The organism is Vibrio coralliirubri, assembly GCF_024347375.1.
GTDB lineage: Bacteria > Pseudomonadota > Gammaproteobacteria > Enterobacterales > Vibrionaceae > Vibrio > Vibrio coralliirubri.
This window is the reverse complement of sequence record NZ_AP025471.1, coordinates 485,569-502,914: the sequence shown is the minus strand read 5'-3', so window position 1 is coordinate 502,914 and position 17,346 is coordinate 485,569. Positions and strand designations below refer to the sequence as shown.

Here is a 17,346-nt window from a genome sequence, read left to right as displayed (position 1 = left end):
TACAACTCACTTTCTAAGAATTCACTTCAGTAAACTTCAATCAACATGAGTAAACCGTGTTCACTATAATAAACAAGCCTGAGTAAGTTTTACACCCTTAACAAGATTAAAACAGCTCAAAATGTGACATTTAACAATTTAAAAACAATTTATAGACACATACAAAAACGCGATATTGATGATTTTCACATCAATATCGCGTCTGTTGGCTAACGTTCGAAACAAAAGCAAACGTTTGCATTCACTATAAGAAATTCTAAGTTTGTTAACTTATTTTGCAGTCACCCACAAAATGAGTGCATCTTCTGTACTGGTCGAAATCAGCATGTGGCCCATATTGGCATCGTAATACATGCTGTCGCCTTCGCTCATTGGCACAGGTTCGTAGAATTCTGAGTAGAACATCACATCACCAGAGATGATCATTAAGAACTCTTCACCGTCATGACGCACCCAATCATTATACTCTTCAAAAGTACGTGCTCTCACGCGGCTCTTAAACGGCATCATCTTCTTATTAGAAAGCTCAGTCGCAAGCAGCTCATGTTCATAAGTCGGTGTTGGGTGTGGTTTACCTTGGCCTGCCTTGGTTAAGTCGCGACGTCCTGTTGCCACTTTTTTCCTTGGCGGCTCAAAGAGTTGCGGCATATCTATTTGCAAACCCATCGCCAATTTTTGCATTGCTTGAAACGTTGGTGAGATCTGTTCGTTCTCGATTTTGCTGAGCGTAGAACGCGCCAAGCCTGTTCTTTGGCTTGCTTCTTCTAGCGTAATCCCAAGCTTGCCGCGGATATCTTTAATACGCTGGCCAAGCCTAAGTGGTTCGATATTCTGGTCTAACGTTTCCTTCGCCAACGTTAAAGATGGGTACTCATCATAAATGTCTTCTGACATAGGTCCCTCATTAATTTCTTGCTTCCTGTCTATTAATTTCATTGTTGCATGAAGCGCTTTGTTGATTAAAGAGCACACAGAGAAATAAAGCGTGCTCCCTGTAGCAAAACAAGAAAAGTTGTTTCCTATTGGAAATTTTTGTTGAAAATTGATTTTATCGGAGCTATGTTATCGACTTGTTAGATGAAGAGATGCTACTTCAGCTTGCAACAAATGATAGATTTAACATTTGTAAGAGCTGTTTTTTACCCGAACTTTTTGGGAAACAATTCGTGCTGCATTGACCCTACAACGATCGCTTAGACGCTGTAAGAGTATATTTATAACGCAATTCACGTTTATCTATACCTATATAGCGCAAACGATACCGATGCAGAAATCAACGTAAGACCTAATGGACTATAAAAACAATCACCATTAGCTTAAAGAAAGGTCTCGACAATGAACGCTTACCAAAACCATAGCTTAGACAGTTTTTTCTCTACGAACCTATCTGCGACTGACGACGCAGTATTTGCTGGAATACAAGCAGAGAACACTCGTCAAAACGAACAAATCGAACTTATTGCTTCTGAGAACATCGTTTCTAAAGCAGTAATGCAAGCTCAAGGCACCTGCCTAACCAACAAATACGCAGAAGGCTACCCAGGCCGTCGTTACTACGGTGGTTGTGAGCACGTAGATACAGTTGAAGCTATCGCGATTGAACGCGCTAAACAGCTGTTCAAGTGCGAATACGTAAACGTACAGCCTCACTCAGGTGCTCAAGCGAACGGCGCAGTTAAACTTGCCCTACTTCAACCTGGCGACACTATCCTAGGTATGTCTTTAGACGCTGGTGGCCACCTTACACACGGTGCGCGCCCTGCAATGTCAGGTAAGTGGTTCAACGCAGTTCAATATGGCGTAGACCGCGACACTCTTGAAATCGATTACGAAGCGGTTCGCGCTTTGGCGATCGAAAGCCAACCTAAAATGATTATTGCTGGTGGTAGCGCTATCCCACGCGTTATTGATTTCGCTAAGTTCCGTGAAATCGCAGACGAAGTTGGCGCTATCCTAATGGTCGATATGGCACACATCGCGGGTCTTATCGCGACAGGTGCTCACCCTAGCCCACTGCCACACGCGCACGTTGTGACAACTACAACGCACAAAACACTTCGTGGCCCTCGCGGCGGTATGATTCTTACTAACCACGAAGACATCAACAAAAAGATCAACTCTGCAGTGTTCCCTGGCCTTCAAGGCGGCCCACTAATGCACGTTATCGCGGCTAAAGCAGTCGCGTTTGGCGAAGCTCTTGGCCCAGAATTTAATACTTATATTGATTCAGTGATCGACAACGCAAAAGTTCTTGCTGAAGTGTTGCAAACTCGCGGTTGTGACATTGTGACTGGCGGAACAGACACGCACCTAATGCTGGTTGACCTTCGTCCTAAGGGCTTGAAAGGTAACGTAACTGAAGAAGCATTAGAGCGTGCAGGGATCACATGTAACAAAAATGGCATACCATTCGACTCAGAGAAGCCTATGATTACTTCTGGCATTCGTTTAGGTACGCCAGCTGGAACCAGTCGTGGTTTTGGCACTGAAGAATTCAAACTTATCGGTGAATGGATCGGCGATGTTCTTGACGGCTTAGTTGAAAGCCCTGAAGGCAACGCTGAAGTTGAGCAACGTGTTCGCAAGCAAGTTAATGAGCTTTGCAAACGCTTCCCTCTTTACCGTTAAACCGTTTTTAAGATTTAAATTAAAACCTCATAAATTTTTGGAGAATAAGCAATGGACAATACACTAAAGTTTGCAGACAGCCACGAGTGGGTAAAAGACAACGGTGACGGTACTGTGACTATCGGTATTTCTGAGCACGCTCAAGAGATGCTAGGTGACGTTGTGTTTGTTGACCTGCCTGACACTGATGACGAAATTGAAGCTGGCGAAAGCTTCTCTCTAGTTGAATCAGTGAAAGCTGCTTCTGATATCTACGCACCAATCTCTGGCGAAATCGTAGAAATCAACGAAGAATTAGAAGATAGCCCAGAGCTAATCAACGAAGAACCTTATGAAGGTGGTTGGATTGTTAAAGTGAAGATGTCTGATGCGTCTGAACTAAACAACCTTAAAGATGCGGAAGAATACCTAAGCTCTATCGAAGAAGACTAATAGGTAACCTCATTACGATAAAGCTGCTCTTTTGGAGCAGCTTAATTTTAGGGGCTAGCTCACGGCTCCAGAGAGAAAGTAGAACATATCATGACTGAATTACTTCAAAGCCAATTACTGAAAGACTTGGGTACTCAAAACGAGTTTGTTGCTCGTCATAACGGCCCTAATAAAGCAGACCAGCAAAAAATGCTTGAAGCGATCAACGCGACTAGCTTAGAAGCACTGATCGACGAAACGGTTCCTGCACAAATCCGTCTTGAAAAACCAATGACACTTGCTGCGCCACTGAGCGAAATGGACATGCTGACCTCTCTTAAAGAGATCGCTAACCTAAACCAAGTGAAACGTACTTTCATTGGCCAAGGCTACTACAACACATTCACTCCAAACGTTATTCTACGTAACGTTTTAGAGAATCCAGGCTGGTACACAGCTTACACACCATACCAACCAGAGATTTCTCAAGGTCGTCTTGAAGCTCTACTGAATTACCAACAAATGGTAATGGACTTAACTGGTATGGAAATCGCGAACGCGTCTCTTCTTGATGAAGCGACAGCGGCTGGCGAAGCGATGACACTGTGTAAGCGTGCTGGTAAAAGCAAGAGCAAAGTATTCTTCGTTGCTGACGATGTTCACCCTCAAACACTAGAAGTTGTTAAAACTCGTGCTGAGTACATCGGTTTTGAAGTAATGGTTGGTGCTCTTGAAACACTTCCAGAGCAAGACGTATTTGGTGCGTTGGTTCAATACCCTGGTACAACAGGTGAAGTTCGCGACCTAACAGACATCATTGCGAAAGCTCAAGCAAACAAGACTCTTGTAACGGTTGCAACTGACCTACTTGCTTCTGCTCTACTTAAGCCAGCTGGCGAAATGGGCGCAGACGTAGTAATCGGTTCAGCACAACGTTTCGGTGTTCCTATGGGTTACGGCGGTCCACACGCTGCATTCATGGGTACTCGTGAAAAGCATAAGCGTACAATGCCAGGTCGTGTAATCGGTGTTTCAATCGATACTCATGGTAACCAAGCACTACGTATGGCAATGCAAACTCGTGAGCAACACATCCGCCGCGAGAAAGCGACATCGAACATCTGTACAGCTCAAGCACTTCTAGCAAACATGGCCTCTTTCTACGCGGTTTACCACGGTGCAGAAGGCCTTCGTACTATTGCTCGTCGTACACACCACATGACAGCTATCCTAGCGGCTGGCCTGACTAAAGCGGGTTACGAGCTAACGAATAACAGCTTCTTTGATACCATCACGTTGAACACAGAAGACAAGACAGATGCACTGTACGCGAAAGCGCAAGCAGCAGACATCAACCTTCGTCGACTTGTTGGTAAAATCGGTATCAGCTTAGATGAAACAACCACAGTCGACGACGTGAATGCCCTATTCGCAATCTTCGACGTGAAAGAAGACGTTCAAGCGCTGTCTTCTGACATTGCATCAAACGAGTTTGCAGCAATTCCAGAAAACTGCCGTCGTGAATCAGAGTTCCTAACTCACCCAGTATTCAACACGCACCACAGCGAAACGCAAATGATGCGTTACCTAAAACAGCTTGAGAACAAAGACTTCTCACTAACGCACGGCATGATCCCACTGGGCAGCTGTACGATGAAGCTGAACGCTGCTGCTGAGATGATTCCAGTAACATGGCCTGAGTTTGGTTCTATTCACCCATTCGCACCTCTAGAGCAAGCGGCGGGTTACACAGCACTAGCAAAAGATCTTAAAGAGAAGCTATGTGAAATCACTGGTTACGACGATTTCTCACTACAGCCTAACTCTGGTGCATCTGGCGAATACGCGGGTCTAATCGCGATTCAACGCTACCACGCAAGCCGCGGTGAAGCTCACCGTAACGTTTGTTTGATTCCAAGCTCTGCGCACGGTACTAACCCTGCAACAGCATCTATGGTTTCTATGAAGGTAGTGGTTGTTAAGTGTGATGAAGATGGCAACATCGACATGACAGACCTAGCAGCGAAAATCGAGAAGCACAAAGAAAACCTATCAAGCATCATGATCACTTACCCTTCTACGCACGGCGTATACGAAGAGCAAGTGAAAGAAGTGTGTGAACAAGTACACGCAGCGGGCGGTCAGGTTTACCTAGACGGCGCGAACATGAACGCTCAAGTAGGCCTAACTTCACCTGGCTTCATCGGTTCAGACGTATCTCACTTGAACCTACACAAAACATTCTGTATCCCACACGGTGGTGGCGGTCCGGGTATGGGTCCTATCGGTGTTAAATCGCACCTAGCACCTTTCCTACCAGGTCACATCGAAAACGGTGTACAAGGTTCTGACTACGCGGTATCAGCAGCAGATCTAGGTAGTGCTTCAATTCTACCTATCTCTTGGGCTTACATCGCAATGATGGGCGAACCTGGCCTAACAGACGCAACGAAAGTAGCGATTCTGAACGCGAACTACGTGATGGAGAAACTACGTCCTCACTACCCTGTTCTTTACCGTGGCACTAACGGCCGCGTAGCGCACGAATGTATTATCGATATTCGCCCGCTTAAAGAAGACACAGGCATCAGCGAAGAAGATATTGCTAAGCGTCTGATGGACTTCGGTTTCCACGCACCTACTATGTCTTTCCCAGTAGCTGGCACACTAATGGTTGAGCCAACTGAATCTGAAGATTTAGAAGAACTAGACCGTTTCTGTGAAGCGATGATCGCTATCCGTCACGAAATGGCAGCAGTGAAAGCGGGTGAATGGCCACTAGACAACAACCCTCTAGTGAACGCACCGCACACACAAGTTGACCTTTCAGGCGCAGAATGGAATCGCCCTTACTCTCGCGAACTGGCTTGCTTCCCATCGAAAGCAACCAAGAACTCGAAGTACTGGCCAACAGTTAACCGTGTAGACAACGTATACGGCGACCGTAACCTAATCTGTTCTTGCCCAAGCATCGATAACTACGAAGACTAGTTTTTGTAGAATCTGAATAGACAAAGGCGAACCGTTTGGTTCGCCTTTTTTGTAAGGCATTTACTTCTTTAATCTCACTTCAGGCGCAAGTTTTGGCTTAAAGTCAACGTCATAAAACATCATAGAGTTTATTTCTCAACCATTGATTGGTTGAGTTATGGTCATCACGCTTATGCCACATCATGACGAGTTTGAAAGGTTTGGAAAAAAATGGCAATGGCAGTATTTGTAAGTTAAACAATTAAGATTGATGGGAAAAACACAGATTACTGCGCAAACCAATATCAAAGGCCAAATCTGCTTTGTGTAAACTTAGCTGAGATAACAACTCTTCTTCTGTATTGGGCGTCATATGGAGGTTAATTTTGCAATTACCCATTGTTGGGGCGAGCTCAATTTTGTTTCTGATCGTATGTAAGAGGAAAAGCCGAACTTAAAAAGCTTAAGCTTGGCTGCTTCCCTTGCCCTCTATCACTAGCACCACCTAATCTATCCGTATCAAGAAATTCTTTCTTCTTAACCGATAACTCATGTCGTAGAGGTATTAAGCTCTTCACCCAAAGTTTTGAAGAGCTTAAGTAAAGTGAAATCTACTTTTCGTAGAGCATTGTCATCCATAACGCGGTCACCTTTAAGTGCATATACAACCTTGGTTGATTTGGATTATATGCCTAGCCTATTCCCTTTTACGACAAGTGATTAATAGTTAACGTGATTTGTGTAACCTCTGTAGTTAAACCAATTCACTCTTTATAGAGCGCAACTTACCCGCTCTATGTTTGGCATTACCCAACTATTGTCATACCAAGTATCTGTAGGACCATAAATTCTGAAGTATGGGAAAAAGCCCTCGTCAGTATTGGTTTGAATAGAGTTCTCATTATTCTCAACATTTGGCCCCCAGAAGATGCTGTAAGACCCATCAGTATTCTGTTGTAACCCTTCTTGGTAGCTGTTTATCCCCCAAGAAAAGTGATCATTCTGGATCATTGAGCGCTTAAGGGCATTGTATGTAACCAAAGACCAGAAGTTATTGTATGGAACCTCAGCAGGAATGTTCAGCTGATAGCAGTTTGAGCCATCTAAATAGTTTCCTTCACTATCCACATAAGTCGAGACATATACCGCGCCTGTACCCTGAGGAGGCCTTGTCATTGCCGCTGCGGTAAAGGTCGCTTGGTGAGCCCACACGACTTGAGCCACAGGATCTACCATATCAAAACTACGATGTGTCCAGTTTTCATCGGCGGTGGTATTAGGCAAAACCCAATCGCTCACTTCTCGGCCCCACTGATAGGCATCGTCTTCACGATTTGCAAAAGTTAAGGTGAGTACGCGCTCCCATGCTAAGTCTTTTGCCTGTTTTGCCAGTTCAGGATCTACCGAGCCATCAAAGAACCCAGCATGATAGAGGTGCGCTGTATTATAGTGGTGCTTCTCTGCACCGTAGCCATTGAGCAAATAGTATTGCTTAATTAGCTCAGGAATATCCTGCTTATGAAAAAGCATATCTTGATAACCACCATCTTGATATACCGGCTCTGAGGTATTGTAGAAGGTCGTTTTTGGTGGCTCATTTATATCGCTAAGGGAGTACGTTTTTATACCTTCTCTAAGCGTGTTGGCTGAACCTCGCATGCCATCTTCACCTTGGAAAGCTCTGATTAGCCAGACAATTGTATTGGTTGGAGAAGGTGCATGGATCATACCTTCTGGTATTTCCCCTTCCCATTGAGGTGCTGTGAGTAAATAGATCCCACCTTTTCCACGATCAGGTCCCGTCAAACCAAAATCTGCAAATGATGTCCACCCTGGACCATTGGCCATTCCCATCACACCGGAAGGGACTTCTAATACGACTGCGCCACCTTGTGCTTGCAAGTTAACCGGGTGAACGGCATACACGGTTTCCGAGTTTGCGGTGAGAACGATCTGTCTCGGGTCTACGGATGTTTCCATAATTCCAATGTTCTGCTCTGTTGACCCAGCATCAATATATGACTGGTAAAGGGACATAAACGCCGCTTCAGGTTGCAAATCCACATAAGCACTTGTTAGGTTTTCGAGATCCATCTGTTGATAGACCTCTTCACTGTTCAACATCGGATAACCAGATGGAATATCAACCGCAAAAGAATTAAAAGCCATGGTGGAAAGTGCTAAGGAAATCATCGTTTTTTTCATATAAATGCTCACTGATGGAATTGATTCAGTACAGCGCAACAAAATCACCAGAGCGACCAATACTCTCGGCTTTATGTGCACGCTTACTCAAAAGAGAAAACTGGACAATCCATAGTCAGTATTTCTACCAAAACGTAGATGAGTGATCCCCCTCATCGATTCGCTTCAATAGTAATATTGGATTTACTTAAAAAGAAATTACGAAAACTACATTAAGGAATAACCAAAACTAATATCACTTATTCAATATCCCTAGGTTTCCTGTCCATTAAATAGAGGATAGGTATAACTTGCGGTAATAACTTGAAGTCTTCCTTCTCATTTCTCCATGGTTTCATCTCCAATTATTATTTAAACATCGCAAGGACGAATAGCTTTATATCGTCTTTGCCATTAATTACAGGGTCTCATTGGAAACAGGCTTAAATAATTACCACGGAGGGATAGATAAAATAAGAGTTATTATGAAATCAACACATTCTATTAAAGTAGCAACCATTGCATCCCTTCTTTCGATTGCATTTAACCCTGCAGTGGCCGAAGAATATCAAGATATGTCAGATCCACTCTCCGTCTATTCACAGGCAGGGATCGGCGCAACCAATAAAGGTCTCAATTTCAAATTTGGTCAAGCCTACGACACCAACAACGACTCAACCATGGCAATGCATGTACTTGAAGCAAAGGGCTTTGCCGCTGATGCCTTGAGCTTAAATGGGAACGACAGTTTTGATTCTCTTCGTTATCGACACTTTACGGTTGATACACAAAACGGCCTAGGTTCGCAAATTGATATCAACTGGGATTTCAATCAAAAGCTTGGCTCAGCCTCTTATTCTATGATTCAAGCACTTCCAGCATTTGGGCCAGTACAGCTCTACCCTTTAGCAGGCATTGGGGTGAATGTAGCGGATGTTGATTCAGCATTATTGGTTGATGACGAGGACAACGCAATCGGATCAATTGGATATGCCATCCCTTCAAGTTTTGGATTGCTCGGCGTCTATTCAAAAATTGAGCTCAATGACCAAGTTTGGTTGAACTACAACCCAATGTACACCACACAGCTCGGTGGGTTGGAGACTTTTAGCAATCTATATGGTTGGCAACATGAAATCGCAACAAGCTATCAAATAAATACTCAAAGTAATATCAGAGCATTCTGGAATTTTGGGGAGGCCTTAAAGGGCACTGACTTCAGAGTAGAATACAACTATCAATTTTAAAACAATAAAAATATTGCCAAGGAGGGCTAGAAAACAAAAAGGACAATACCTATCAATGAACAATTTATTATCAAATAGTTTGGACGTTAAATATGTTGTCTAAAAATACACTAGCATTTTATCTATTATCACTTATTTCATTCCAAGTTACGGCCTATGAGTTAATCGATGAGGAAAAAAACCAAGAAGATCCCACCAAAATAGTGACTAGATTGGGCGGTGGATACAACGGCGAATTGACACTCAATGGCTCGTTAGGACTTGATGGCGCAAGAATGGTCAGTGGCAATATCAATTCAGATGGTAGTGAGTGGCGTATTAGGGGTTCTTGGCTATTTAGCAAAGGGATCGTCAACTTCAATTTCAAAAGAAATCAATATGAAAATGGTGGCGAAAGTACCAGTTACAACTTGGGAACATTTGTCCCTTTGAGTGTGTTTGGTGTGACACCCAGGGACTGGCAGCTTTTCCCTGCCTTTGGTTATAACTACACTGAAGGCCATGTGACAGTACCTACTCATCAAAGCGTGCATGACGGCTCAGTATTGATGCCGATAGAAAGTCACGGCGGGTATTTGGGAATGCTCGCATTAAAACCAATAAATGATCGAGTGACACTAATGTTAGGTGGCGGAGGTAGTCTCGGCAGCAATAATACCAATAATGCGTATTTAGGTGTTGGAGCCAGCTACCGAATCGACAAAAACCAGTCCGTCAATAGCTATGCAATCTTTAGTGATAGCTCTCAATTCGGCTCGAGGGATGTCCTATCAATTAACTATCGATACGAATTTAATTAGTTCGCAAAGCTAGATTATTCTCGAACACAGTGAGGAGGATGAAACATACTCCCCATGCCTAAATACAGTGATTAGACCTTGTGCAATACCATTAACTTCATGATAATCTGACTGAATTGTCATGAAGCAAGGATTGCCTATGAAAGAGTCTGAGATGTTACGGCTCGACTTCAACTCTCTAAAGTTACTGAAAATACTTGGAGAAGAGAAGAATACCAAACGAACTGGTGAACGACTTTTTATCAGTCAACCTGCGGTCAGTAAGTCGCTAAGAAAACTGAGAGAACAATTTAATGACCAGCTGTTCTTAAGGCAAAAGCATGGCTTAGAGCCAACCCCAAAGTGCGAAGAATTGCTCTTACAGTTACCGGATGTTCTAGCGAGACTCGAAGCAATCTTTGAACAGGGCAGTAGCTTTAATCCACAAGAGTACACCGGTGAGATCAGTATCCACATCAACACCGTACTCTGTTATCCCGTCATGAGCCCCTTATTGAGAATGCTGACTCAATCGGCCCCTAATGCAACAATAAACATTCAAAACTGGTCTCACGATACCGAGCTGAAAATCAAAACAAACCAAGTGGACTTGGGGATCAACTTTATGCCCCTTAACATCACCAAGGAAATAATTCAGCAACACGTGACCCCCGCCAAGTTTATGCTTTGCTGCTCAGCACATCACCCTATGAGTCAAAAAGGGAGCATTACGCCTGAAGATGTTGGAAGTATGCCATTGGCGCTGATGCTTATGCCTGATTACCATAAAGGCGATACATTTGCAGAAACCTATCTGAGAGCAAGAAACATTGAACCAAAGGTTTTGCTGAGAACAGATAAAATAGACCTTTGCTATCAAGCTGTTACCGATCACCATTGCCTCTTCCCAGTCAGTCATATTGTCAGGCACTCTACCCCCGATGATATGGTGCTCCTTGATATCGCGCACTTTGAAGAAGGGCCAGATTTCTCCATTGGTGGCTTTTACGCTCACCGCTCTCGGCATTCACCTTACCTGACTTGGCTAAAGGAACTCGTTTTTGACACAATCAAAGGATTGAGCTGAGTGTTTTTATAAGCAACCTAACCCAGCAGGCTGAATAACTCTAATAAGCAATGGAAAACATCGTCTTACAACAACGCGGTGTAAATAGTCACTGCTACTTATGCTCTTATGTAACCTAGTTTGTCATCAACGTTAGATTCACCTCGATAGAGAGTATGAGCAAACCTAGAGTTGGCACCAGCACATCAATTGGTAAGCCCTCTATCTATGGTAAATTTTGTTGATTTTAAATAAACAAAAGTGAACCACTTGGTTCGCTTTTTTGTTTTTCGGATTCCAAATTATGTAAAGCATTGACCTTACCGTAAGGGAAAGGTTTAAGGTGAAACGAATCCAACGATGAATGAGGAAACAATTATGGGATGTTGCAATAAAGCACCAAAAGGTGGGGCCCCTCTTGGTTTACTTCTGAAGGTCACGCTTGGGATTGGGCTTTTGGTGTTTCTGCTGGCTTTGTGGCAGTAGGAAGCTCTCTAAACCCAATCAAACAGAATATGGTACATAGTGTTCAAATTAACTATGCGCGTCGCCGATCTGCTGGCTATCTCTCAAGCTCAATTTTATTTCGTATGTAAGTTGGGATAGCGAGCTTGTCGTCTAGACTGTCAAATTTTGACTCAGTATTAGCGCCAACAATCTCGTTTAGCTCATCAAAGCTAACCCCGATGACTCTCGATGCCGTCATAAGACCATTAATAAATGACTTCTTTTCACGCTTTTTCTGGACTTCACTCACTGGTATTTCACAATAATCACAATATTCTTGAGTGAGTAATGCCAACAACTCAACTTTCGATTCCATATCTATACCTTTAATAGAAATATATCGCCCTATTATCAGACAGTTAAAGAATAAATTCTAGGTAATAGATATAAGCGCAATTTGTGATGCCCATTTGAAAATTTAATACGTAAATATCGAAATTTATCATCCGGTTTAATTTCTATTAAAATCATCCACTTATAGATATTAAACTAGTATTTTAACCATAAGAACCTATCCCTATCTCAGAGTTAGTTAAACTCTATAAATCCAATGCTTGACCCTATACGGTAAGGTGTTTATATTGTCGCCCGCCCAACGGGGCACATCCTAAAATGCACACCGGCCATCCTGCCATCATTCGTGTATTTATATTGGTGTTGTGAACTTCCATGCTAACGAAACTTCGTCCTTTTACTCGTGAATCGGGTGCGCTTATGCATCTTTCGGTTCCAATCATTTTGACTCAAATAGCTACCCAAGCGATGGGATTTGTCGATACGACGATGGCTGGCCAAGTAAGCCCTGCCGATCTCGCCGCTATTGCTCTCGGCACTAGCCTTTGGATTCCTGTGTTGCTGCTACTGCGTGGCGTGATTATGGCGTTAACGCCTGTTGTCGCATACCACCGAGGCGCACGTGACTTTCAAAGTATCTCTGTTGAATTCTTCCAGATGGTTTGGATCGCATTAATTGCTAGCGTGCTGCTTATCGCTTACTTAGTGAGTGCGAAACCGATCTTAGAATGGATTGGCGTAGCCGCTGAGATCATCCCTATTGGCAGCGATTATGCCTTTGCCCTAGCATTCGGAGTGCCGGGGATTGCCCTGTTCTACACCTTGAACGGCTTCTGTGAAGGTATGAACAACACCAAAGTACCAATGATCATTTCTGTGGTTGGTTTATTGGTGAATATTCCGGTCAACTACGTGCTTATCTACGGTAAGTTCGGCTTCCCTGAAATGGGCGCAGTGGGTTGTGGCTGGGCAACAAGCTTGGTGTATTGGCTAATGTCGGGAATGCTGTATTCCTACATTAAAGGTCATCACCATTACAAGACCATCATCAACTTTTCAGATGCGAAGCCAAAAGCAAAAGAGATGCTTCACCTTCTAAGATTAGGTTTACCTATCGGGATGAACATTGCAGTTTGTGGCAGCATCTTTGCGGTAATCGCACTGATGATTGGTCGTATTGGTGCAGAGAACGTAGCAGCGGCGCAAATTGCACTTAACATCTCGAGCCTAACTTACGTGATTCCAATGAGTATCTCATTTGGCATTACGATTCGTGTTGGGCACGCTCTTGGCGAAAAAGACGAACTAGGCGCAATTGAACGCAGCAAAGTCGGTATTTTGGTTGCCGCGTTGATTTCATTGCTTTCGGTTGCGATGTTCCTTCTGTTCCCAGAGTGGATCATTAGGCTTTACACCACTGACCCTGCGATAAGCGCAACAGCAGCAGTATTATTGACCTTTACAGCTATGTACCAATTCAGCGATGCATTGCAAACGTCTGCTAACGGTGCATTACGTGGCTATAAAGATACTAAGATCCCAATGATCTTAGCTATCGCTTCTTACTGGGGCTTGGCACTACCACTCGGTATGGTGCTGGGCTTAACAGACCACATTGTTCCAGCAATGGGTGAAGAAGGCTTTTGGATTGGTATTCTGACGGGGTTAAGCGTATCAGCTGCGTTGATGTTGCTTCGCTTGCGATACGTAATTAAGAAGCGTGATTTGCCACCAGCAGATGTTGCATTAGCAAACTAAGATAGACCAATAATCTAATATAAAAAAGCGCGTTACTACCAACTGGTAATAACGCGCTTTTTTATTGAATGTCTATAAATCAGTTGATGTGTTTGGTTTAACACTCGTCGTTAACTACTTCAACTGTACATACACAACCATCAGCTGGGCATGTATCTCCACTTGTTCTACCACCAAAAGAGTCATAGAGAACATAACAACCAGATGGAAGATCGTCTATTATCGCACCGCCAAGATCTCCAGTGGTAAACGGGTATTCATAACCAACCACTGTATACCTATTAGCAAAATCAGAGGTTAAGCTGTCATCGTCTGACAAGGTAAGGAAATCGAGCATGTTCAATTTATCCCCTGATTCCCCTCGGCTTTCCGGGCAAAGAGTTCCCCAGTCAACTTCAACACTGCCGATACCGAAATCGATAACATAGTTGCTCTGATCACTTGGGTTGCTAGCAGCCGGATCTAATCCAACAATAATCGCTTTAGAAGTTACCTGAGTGATTACGCCTTCCATCGCACCCGCAACACCTTCAAGTACCGCTTCTCTTGCAGACTCTTGAATACCTAGAAATCTAGGAGCAGCAGTTACTGCCAACACTCCGAGTATGATAATCACCACGATCAGTTCAATTAAAGTAAATCCGTTTTTCTTCATGACATACACATCTTTTGATAACTTAAATATTCGATAACCCAATGAATTACCTATAACTATACACCTCAAATAGGACTCATAACACTCCACGGCTATCGGTTTTTATAACGCTGGTATGTGGTGTTTGTTCTCTTTAGAGCCTGCAAAGATAACTGGAAGCGTTGTCACATAAGGTGTCAGCGGGTTTAAATTCGATCAGATGCTTGGGGTAACTGAAAGCATCGATGGAAGAAGGTTTAATTGATTTATTTGAACTGAGGCACGCTGCGTATAACCAAAGTTAGACCATTTTTTGACTCGGCCTTTGTGTTTCTCCACTTAAGAAAGCAAGAAATGAAATAGAACCCATAAAAAAACGCGCTACTACCACGGGTAATAGCGCGTATCTATCAATCGTTATGCGACTATCGCAACATTAGTTCACAGCTTTAACGTAAGGAAGTACTCGGAATCCATCACGTACTTTTTGGCTTGGGATGTAATGGCGGAAAGCTAAGTTAAACACACCAGAATCGTTCTCTGTTTTGATATTGTTGACTGCATCATCACCACAACCAAAGCTTACTGTGTAAGTGCCATCTGCATTTTTCTCAGCCGTGTTTGAGCTTACGTTCGCCACTTCACCAAACATGAAACCTTGCTTGTTGTAGACAGTTACCGACCAAAACGCTTGGTTTTTAGGGTCATCAAAGGTTGCCTGATGACAAGTGTCTGCCGGGAAGTTGCCAGAGACTTCATAAATATTGTCATCTAACTGCGCGCCACCCCAACCGATGGCCGCACCCACTGCGTACTTCTCTTTGGTAAACATCTCTTTTGAAGCATCTTCAGGGCTGGTAAACATACCAAACGTCGCCTGAGCACCATCGCGTTTTAGTAGTTTTGGCATTTCCATCTTAAGGTTTTTCTCTACCTCATCGAATGATTTCTCATCCACTTGCATTGCCATGAATTCGCCGTCTGCTTTTGCATCAATGCTCATCTGATTTTGGATTTTGTGAACTTCATCTTTGGTGAACGTCGCGTCGGTACGAACGATGACATAAACGTGGTCGCCACTGTGTGTAGAAAGATCAAACGTACCAGAACCGTATTGCATTGGCTGAATGCGGTGGTCTTCTGTAATCACTTCCATCGACATGTATTTGCCTTCAGGAATCTCAGGCAACGTAATCGTCGCGCCTTGCGAAACGTTAATCACAGCCATTGAGTAGTAAGTGTCTCGGTTCATGCGAACCACCGGCTGTTTATCGGTTGGCGTGAGTTCGCGTTTGTGTAGGAATTTATTAACGCCAACAAGCTCTTGGTTTTTCAAATATTGGCGTGACGTTTCGTACACCGCGTAATTGTCGACGGTAGTCACTTCACCATCGGCATTGAAGAACTTTGTCAGAGTTGAAACTTCTTCAGCTGCGTAAGAAGAAAGAGAAACTGCGCTTAAACCTAAAACTACTAATGCTAATTTTTTCATTGGTGACCTCTAATAAAATCGATAACGCTAAATCAATCCATAGTCCATATGTTTTTGTTCGAACAGTTAGTTCGTTAACCGCTCAACTTGTGAACAATGTTATCAAGGCAGCATAAATTCACAAATGACATCGCCGTATAAGAGATATGCAGCGAAGTAATGTTACTTATCAACCTTTATTCTTGATTAAAATACAAACAATACAGTAGCCTATTTATAGACCATGCAATTCAGTATTTCCAAGGTGAGCCTTTAACAAAGATATGTTGATCGCGTATGTCGAAATTATTTTCGACTACCCTTAGCAAAGGTGATTTAAATAATTGCTTTAACTAACAATATTTATCTTTTCGCCATCTGGTGACCTGAATCTCACTTGATTAATTAGTCAATAGGTAAGCAAATGAACCCAACTTTAGACTCTATAAACCAACTAAAGCAGCAGATGGAATCCTCGGTAATTGGCCAGCAGCATATGGTCGACACATTACTGGTTGCGCTACTTACAAATGGTAATGTTCTGCTTGAAGGATTACCCGGAACAGCAAAGACTCGTTCTATCAAATCATTGGCTTCTGCCCTACAGGTTGACCTTGGTCGTGTTCAATTTACGCCGGATCTTCTTCCTTCGGACGTAACAGGCACAGAGGTGTATCAAGACGTAGACGGCAAACCAACGCTTACCTTCCAACCGGGCCCAGTTTTCAACAACCTATTACTGGCGGATGAGATCAACCGTTCCCCAGCAAAGGTACAAGCTGCATTGTTAGAAGCGATGGAAGAGCGACAAATCACTGTTGCTGGTAAGACTTACAAACTGCCTGATCTATTCATGGTTTTAGCAACACAAAACCCGGTTGAACAAGAAGGGACATACCCACTGCCAGAAGCGCAAATGGACAGATTTATCATGAAAATAAATCTCGATTATCCAGATGCGGATGCCGAAGAGCAGATCATTAAATTGGTTCGCAGTGAGGAAAAACCAAGCACAGACAAACCTGAACCTATTGATCCTCAATGCATTTTTGATGCTCGTGATCAACTGCGCGACATACATTGTAGCGACGCGGTTCTTAAGTACATTGTCGCGATTGTTGTGGCAACAAGACAACCCGAGTTGTACCCAGAGTCACCCCTTTCACAATGGATTGGTGTTGGTTCAAGCCCGCGTGCAACCATCGCGTTAGACAAGTGTTCACGAGCGATGGCATGGCTAAACGGTAAGGACTTTGTCGACCCTGATGATGTTCGCAACGTCGTTCATGGGGTTCTGCGCCACCGCCTTATTCTATCGTACGATGCACTGGCTGAAGGCGTCAGTTCAGACAGAGTCATCGATGAGATTTTGTCTCAAGTTGCAGTAGCGTAACGCG

General features: G+C 43.5%; 13 protein-coding genes. 8 read left to right on the top strand and 5 right to left on the bottom strand.

Annotated elements, in window-relative coordinates; translation table 11 throughout:
• Nucleotides 1–270 precede the first annotated feature (270 nt).
• A complete protein-coding gene (locus OCV20_RS18740; RefSeq protein ID WP_017064652.1) occupies nt 271–894 on the bottom strand; it encodes a helix-turn-helix domain-containing protein in 624 nt (207 codons plus the stop codon).
• A gap of 441 nt (nt 895–1,335) precedes the next feature.
• Here OCV20_RS18740 and OCV20_RS18735 point away from each other — a divergent pair, with 441 nt between their 5' ends.
• From OCV20_RS18735 to gcvP, 3 genes are all read left to right on the top strand, one after another.
• Nucleotides 1,336–2,628 (top strand): serine hydroxymethyltransferase, encoded by a 1,293-nt coding sequence (locus tag OCV20_RS18735; RefSeq protein ID WP_086773881.1) that lies wholly within the window; start codon nt 1,336–1,338, stop codon nt 2,626–2,628.
• A gap of 51 nt (nt 2,629–2,679) precedes the next feature.
• Nucleotides 2,680–3,060 (top strand): glycine cleavage system protein GcvH, encoded by a 381-nt coding sequence (gcvH, locus tag OCV20_RS18730; protein ID WP_017064654.1) that lies wholly within the window; start codon nt 2,680–2,682, stop codon nt 3,058–3,060.
• A gap of 90 nt (nt 3,061–3,150) precedes the next feature.
• Nucleotides 3,151–6,030 (top strand): aminomethyl-transferring glycine dehydrogenase, encoded by a 2,880-nt coding sequence (gcvP, locus tag OCV20_RS18725; RefSeq protein WP_086773882.1) that lies wholly within the window; start codon nt 3,151–3,153, stop codon nt 6,028–6,030.
• 750 nt (nt 6,031–6,780) lie between these two features.
• On the opposite strand, the gene OCV20_RS18720 is transcribed toward gcvP, so the two are convergent.
• Nucleotides 6,781–8,214, bottom strand: coding sequence for a DUF1214 domain-containing protein (locus tag OCV20_RS18720; RefSeq protein ID WP_086773883.1), 1,434 nt, complete (start codon nt 8,212–8,214; stop codon nt 6,781–6,783).
• A 464-nt stretch (nt 8,215–8,678) separates the two neighbouring features.
• Between OCV20_RS18720 and OCV20_RS18715 the strand changes: the two genes are divergently transcribed.
• The 3 genes from OCV20_RS18715 to OCV20_RS18705 all read left to right on the top strand — a co-directional run bounded on the left by OCV20_RS18715 (nt 8,679) and on the right by OCV20_RS18705 (nt 11,306).
• Nucleotides 8,679–9,440, top strand: coding sequence for a hypothetical protein (locus OCV20_RS18715; RefSeq protein ID WP_108721722.1), 762 nt, complete (start codon nt 8,679–8,681; stop codon nt 9,438–9,440).
• Between the two features lie 92 nt (nt 9,441–9,532).
• Complete coding sequence (locus tag OCV20_RS18710; protein WP_086773884.1) at nt 9,533–10,240, top strand: hypothetical protein; 708 nt, start codon at nt 9,533–9,535, stop codon at nt 10,238–10,240.
• 139 nt (nt 10,241–10,379) lie between these two features.
• Nucleotides 10,380–11,306, top strand: a complete 927-nt coding sequence (locus OCV20_RS18705; protein ID WP_050620802.1) for a LysR family transcriptional regulator — start codon at nt 10,380–10,382, stop codon at nt 11,304–11,306.
• 541 nt (nt 11,307–11,847) lie between these two features.
• Here OCV20_RS18705 and OCV20_RS18700 read toward each other — a convergent pair.
• The gene (locus OCV20_RS18700; protein WP_086773885.1) at nt 11,848–12,108 is read right to left on the bottom strand and encodes a hypothetical protein; all 261 of its coding nucleotides are present in this window, start codon (nt 12,106–12,108) and stop codon (nt 11,848–11,850) included.
• Nucleotides 12,109–12,461: 353 nt separating this feature from the next.
• On the opposite strand from OCV20_RS18700, the gene OCV20_RS18695 reads away from it, so the two are divergent.
• Entirely contained in the window at nt 12,462–13,844 is a 1,383-nt protein-coding gene (locus OCV20_RS18695; protein ID WP_086773886.1) for an MATE family efflux transporter, read from the top strand.
• A gap of 97 nt (nt 13,845–13,941) precedes the next feature.
• On the opposite strand, the gene OCV20_RS18690 is transcribed toward OCV20_RS18695, so the two are convergent.
• A complete protein-coding gene (locus OCV20_RS18690; protein WP_048612580.1) occupies nt 13,942–14,475 on the bottom strand; it encodes a type II secretion system protein in 534 nt (177 codons plus the stop codon).
• A 439-nt stretch (nt 14,476–14,914) separates the two neighbouring features.
• Nucleotides 14,915–15,970: a DUF1254 domain-containing protein gene (locus OCV20_RS18685; protein ID WP_086773887.1), complete on the bottom strand. Its 1,056-nt coding sequence runs from the start codon at nt 15,968–15,970 to the stop codon at nt 14,915–14,917.
• Nucleotides 15,971–16,373: 403 nt separating this feature from the next.
• Here OCV20_RS18685 and OCV20_RS18680 point away from each other — a divergent pair, with 403 nt between their 5' ends.
• Nucleotides 16,374–17,342, top strand: a complete 969-nt coding sequence (locus OCV20_RS18680; RefSeq protein WP_086773888.1) for an AAA family ATPase — start codon at nt 16,374–16,376, stop codon at nt 17,340–17,342.
• The last annotated feature ends 4 nt before the right edge of the window (nt 17,343–17,346 follow it).

Bases quoted from the DNA above. Each gene is read 5' to 3' on its own strand.
- OCV20_RS18710 (WP_086773884.1), top strand. From the start codon at position 9,533: ATGTTGTCTAAAAATACACTAGCATTTTATCTATTATCACTTATTTCA.
- OCV20_RS18715 (WP_108721722.1), top strand. From the start codon at position 8,679: ATGAAATCAACACATTCTATTAAAGTAGCAACCATTGCATCCCTTCTT.
- OCV20_RS18705 (WP_050620802.1), top strand. From the start codon at position 10,380: ATGAAAGAGTCTGAGATGTTACGGCTCGACTTCAACTCTCTAAAGTTA.
- OCV20_RS18735 (WP_086773881.1), top strand. From the start codon at position 1,336: ATGAACGCTTACCAAAACCATAGCTTAGACAGTTTTTTCTCTACGAAC.
- gcvP (WP_086773882.1), top strand. From the start codon at position 3,151: ATGACTGAATTACTTCAAAGCCAATTACTGAAAGACTTGGGTACTCAA.
- OCV20_RS18700 (WP_086773885.1), bottom strand. From the start codon at position 12,108: ATGGAATCGAAAGTTGAGTTGTTGGCATTACTCACTCAAGAATATTGT.
- gcvH (WP_017064654.1), top strand. From the start codon at position 2,680: ATGGACAATACACTAAAGTTTGCAGACAGCCACGAGTGGGTAAAAGAC.
- OCV20_RS18695 (WP_086773886.1), top strand. From the start codon at position 12,462: ATGCTAACGAAACTTCGTCCTTTTACTCGTGAATCGGGTGCGCTTATG.
- OCV20_RS18720 (WP_086773883.1), bottom strand. From the start codon at position 8,214: ATGAAAAAAACGATGATTTCCTTAGCACTTTCCACCATGGCTTTTAAT.
- OCV20_RS18685 (WP_086773887.1), bottom strand. From the start codon at position 15,970: ATGAAAAAATTAGCATTAGTAGTTTTAGGTTTAAGCGCAGTTTCTCTT.
- OCV20_RS18740 (WP_017064652.1), bottom strand. From the start codon at position 894: ATGTCAGAAGACATTTATGATGAGTACCCATCTTTAACGTTGGCGAAG.
- OCV20_RS18680 (WP_086773888.1), top strand. From the start codon at position 16,374: ATGAACCCAACTTTAGACTCTATAAACCAACTAAAGCAGCAGATGGAA.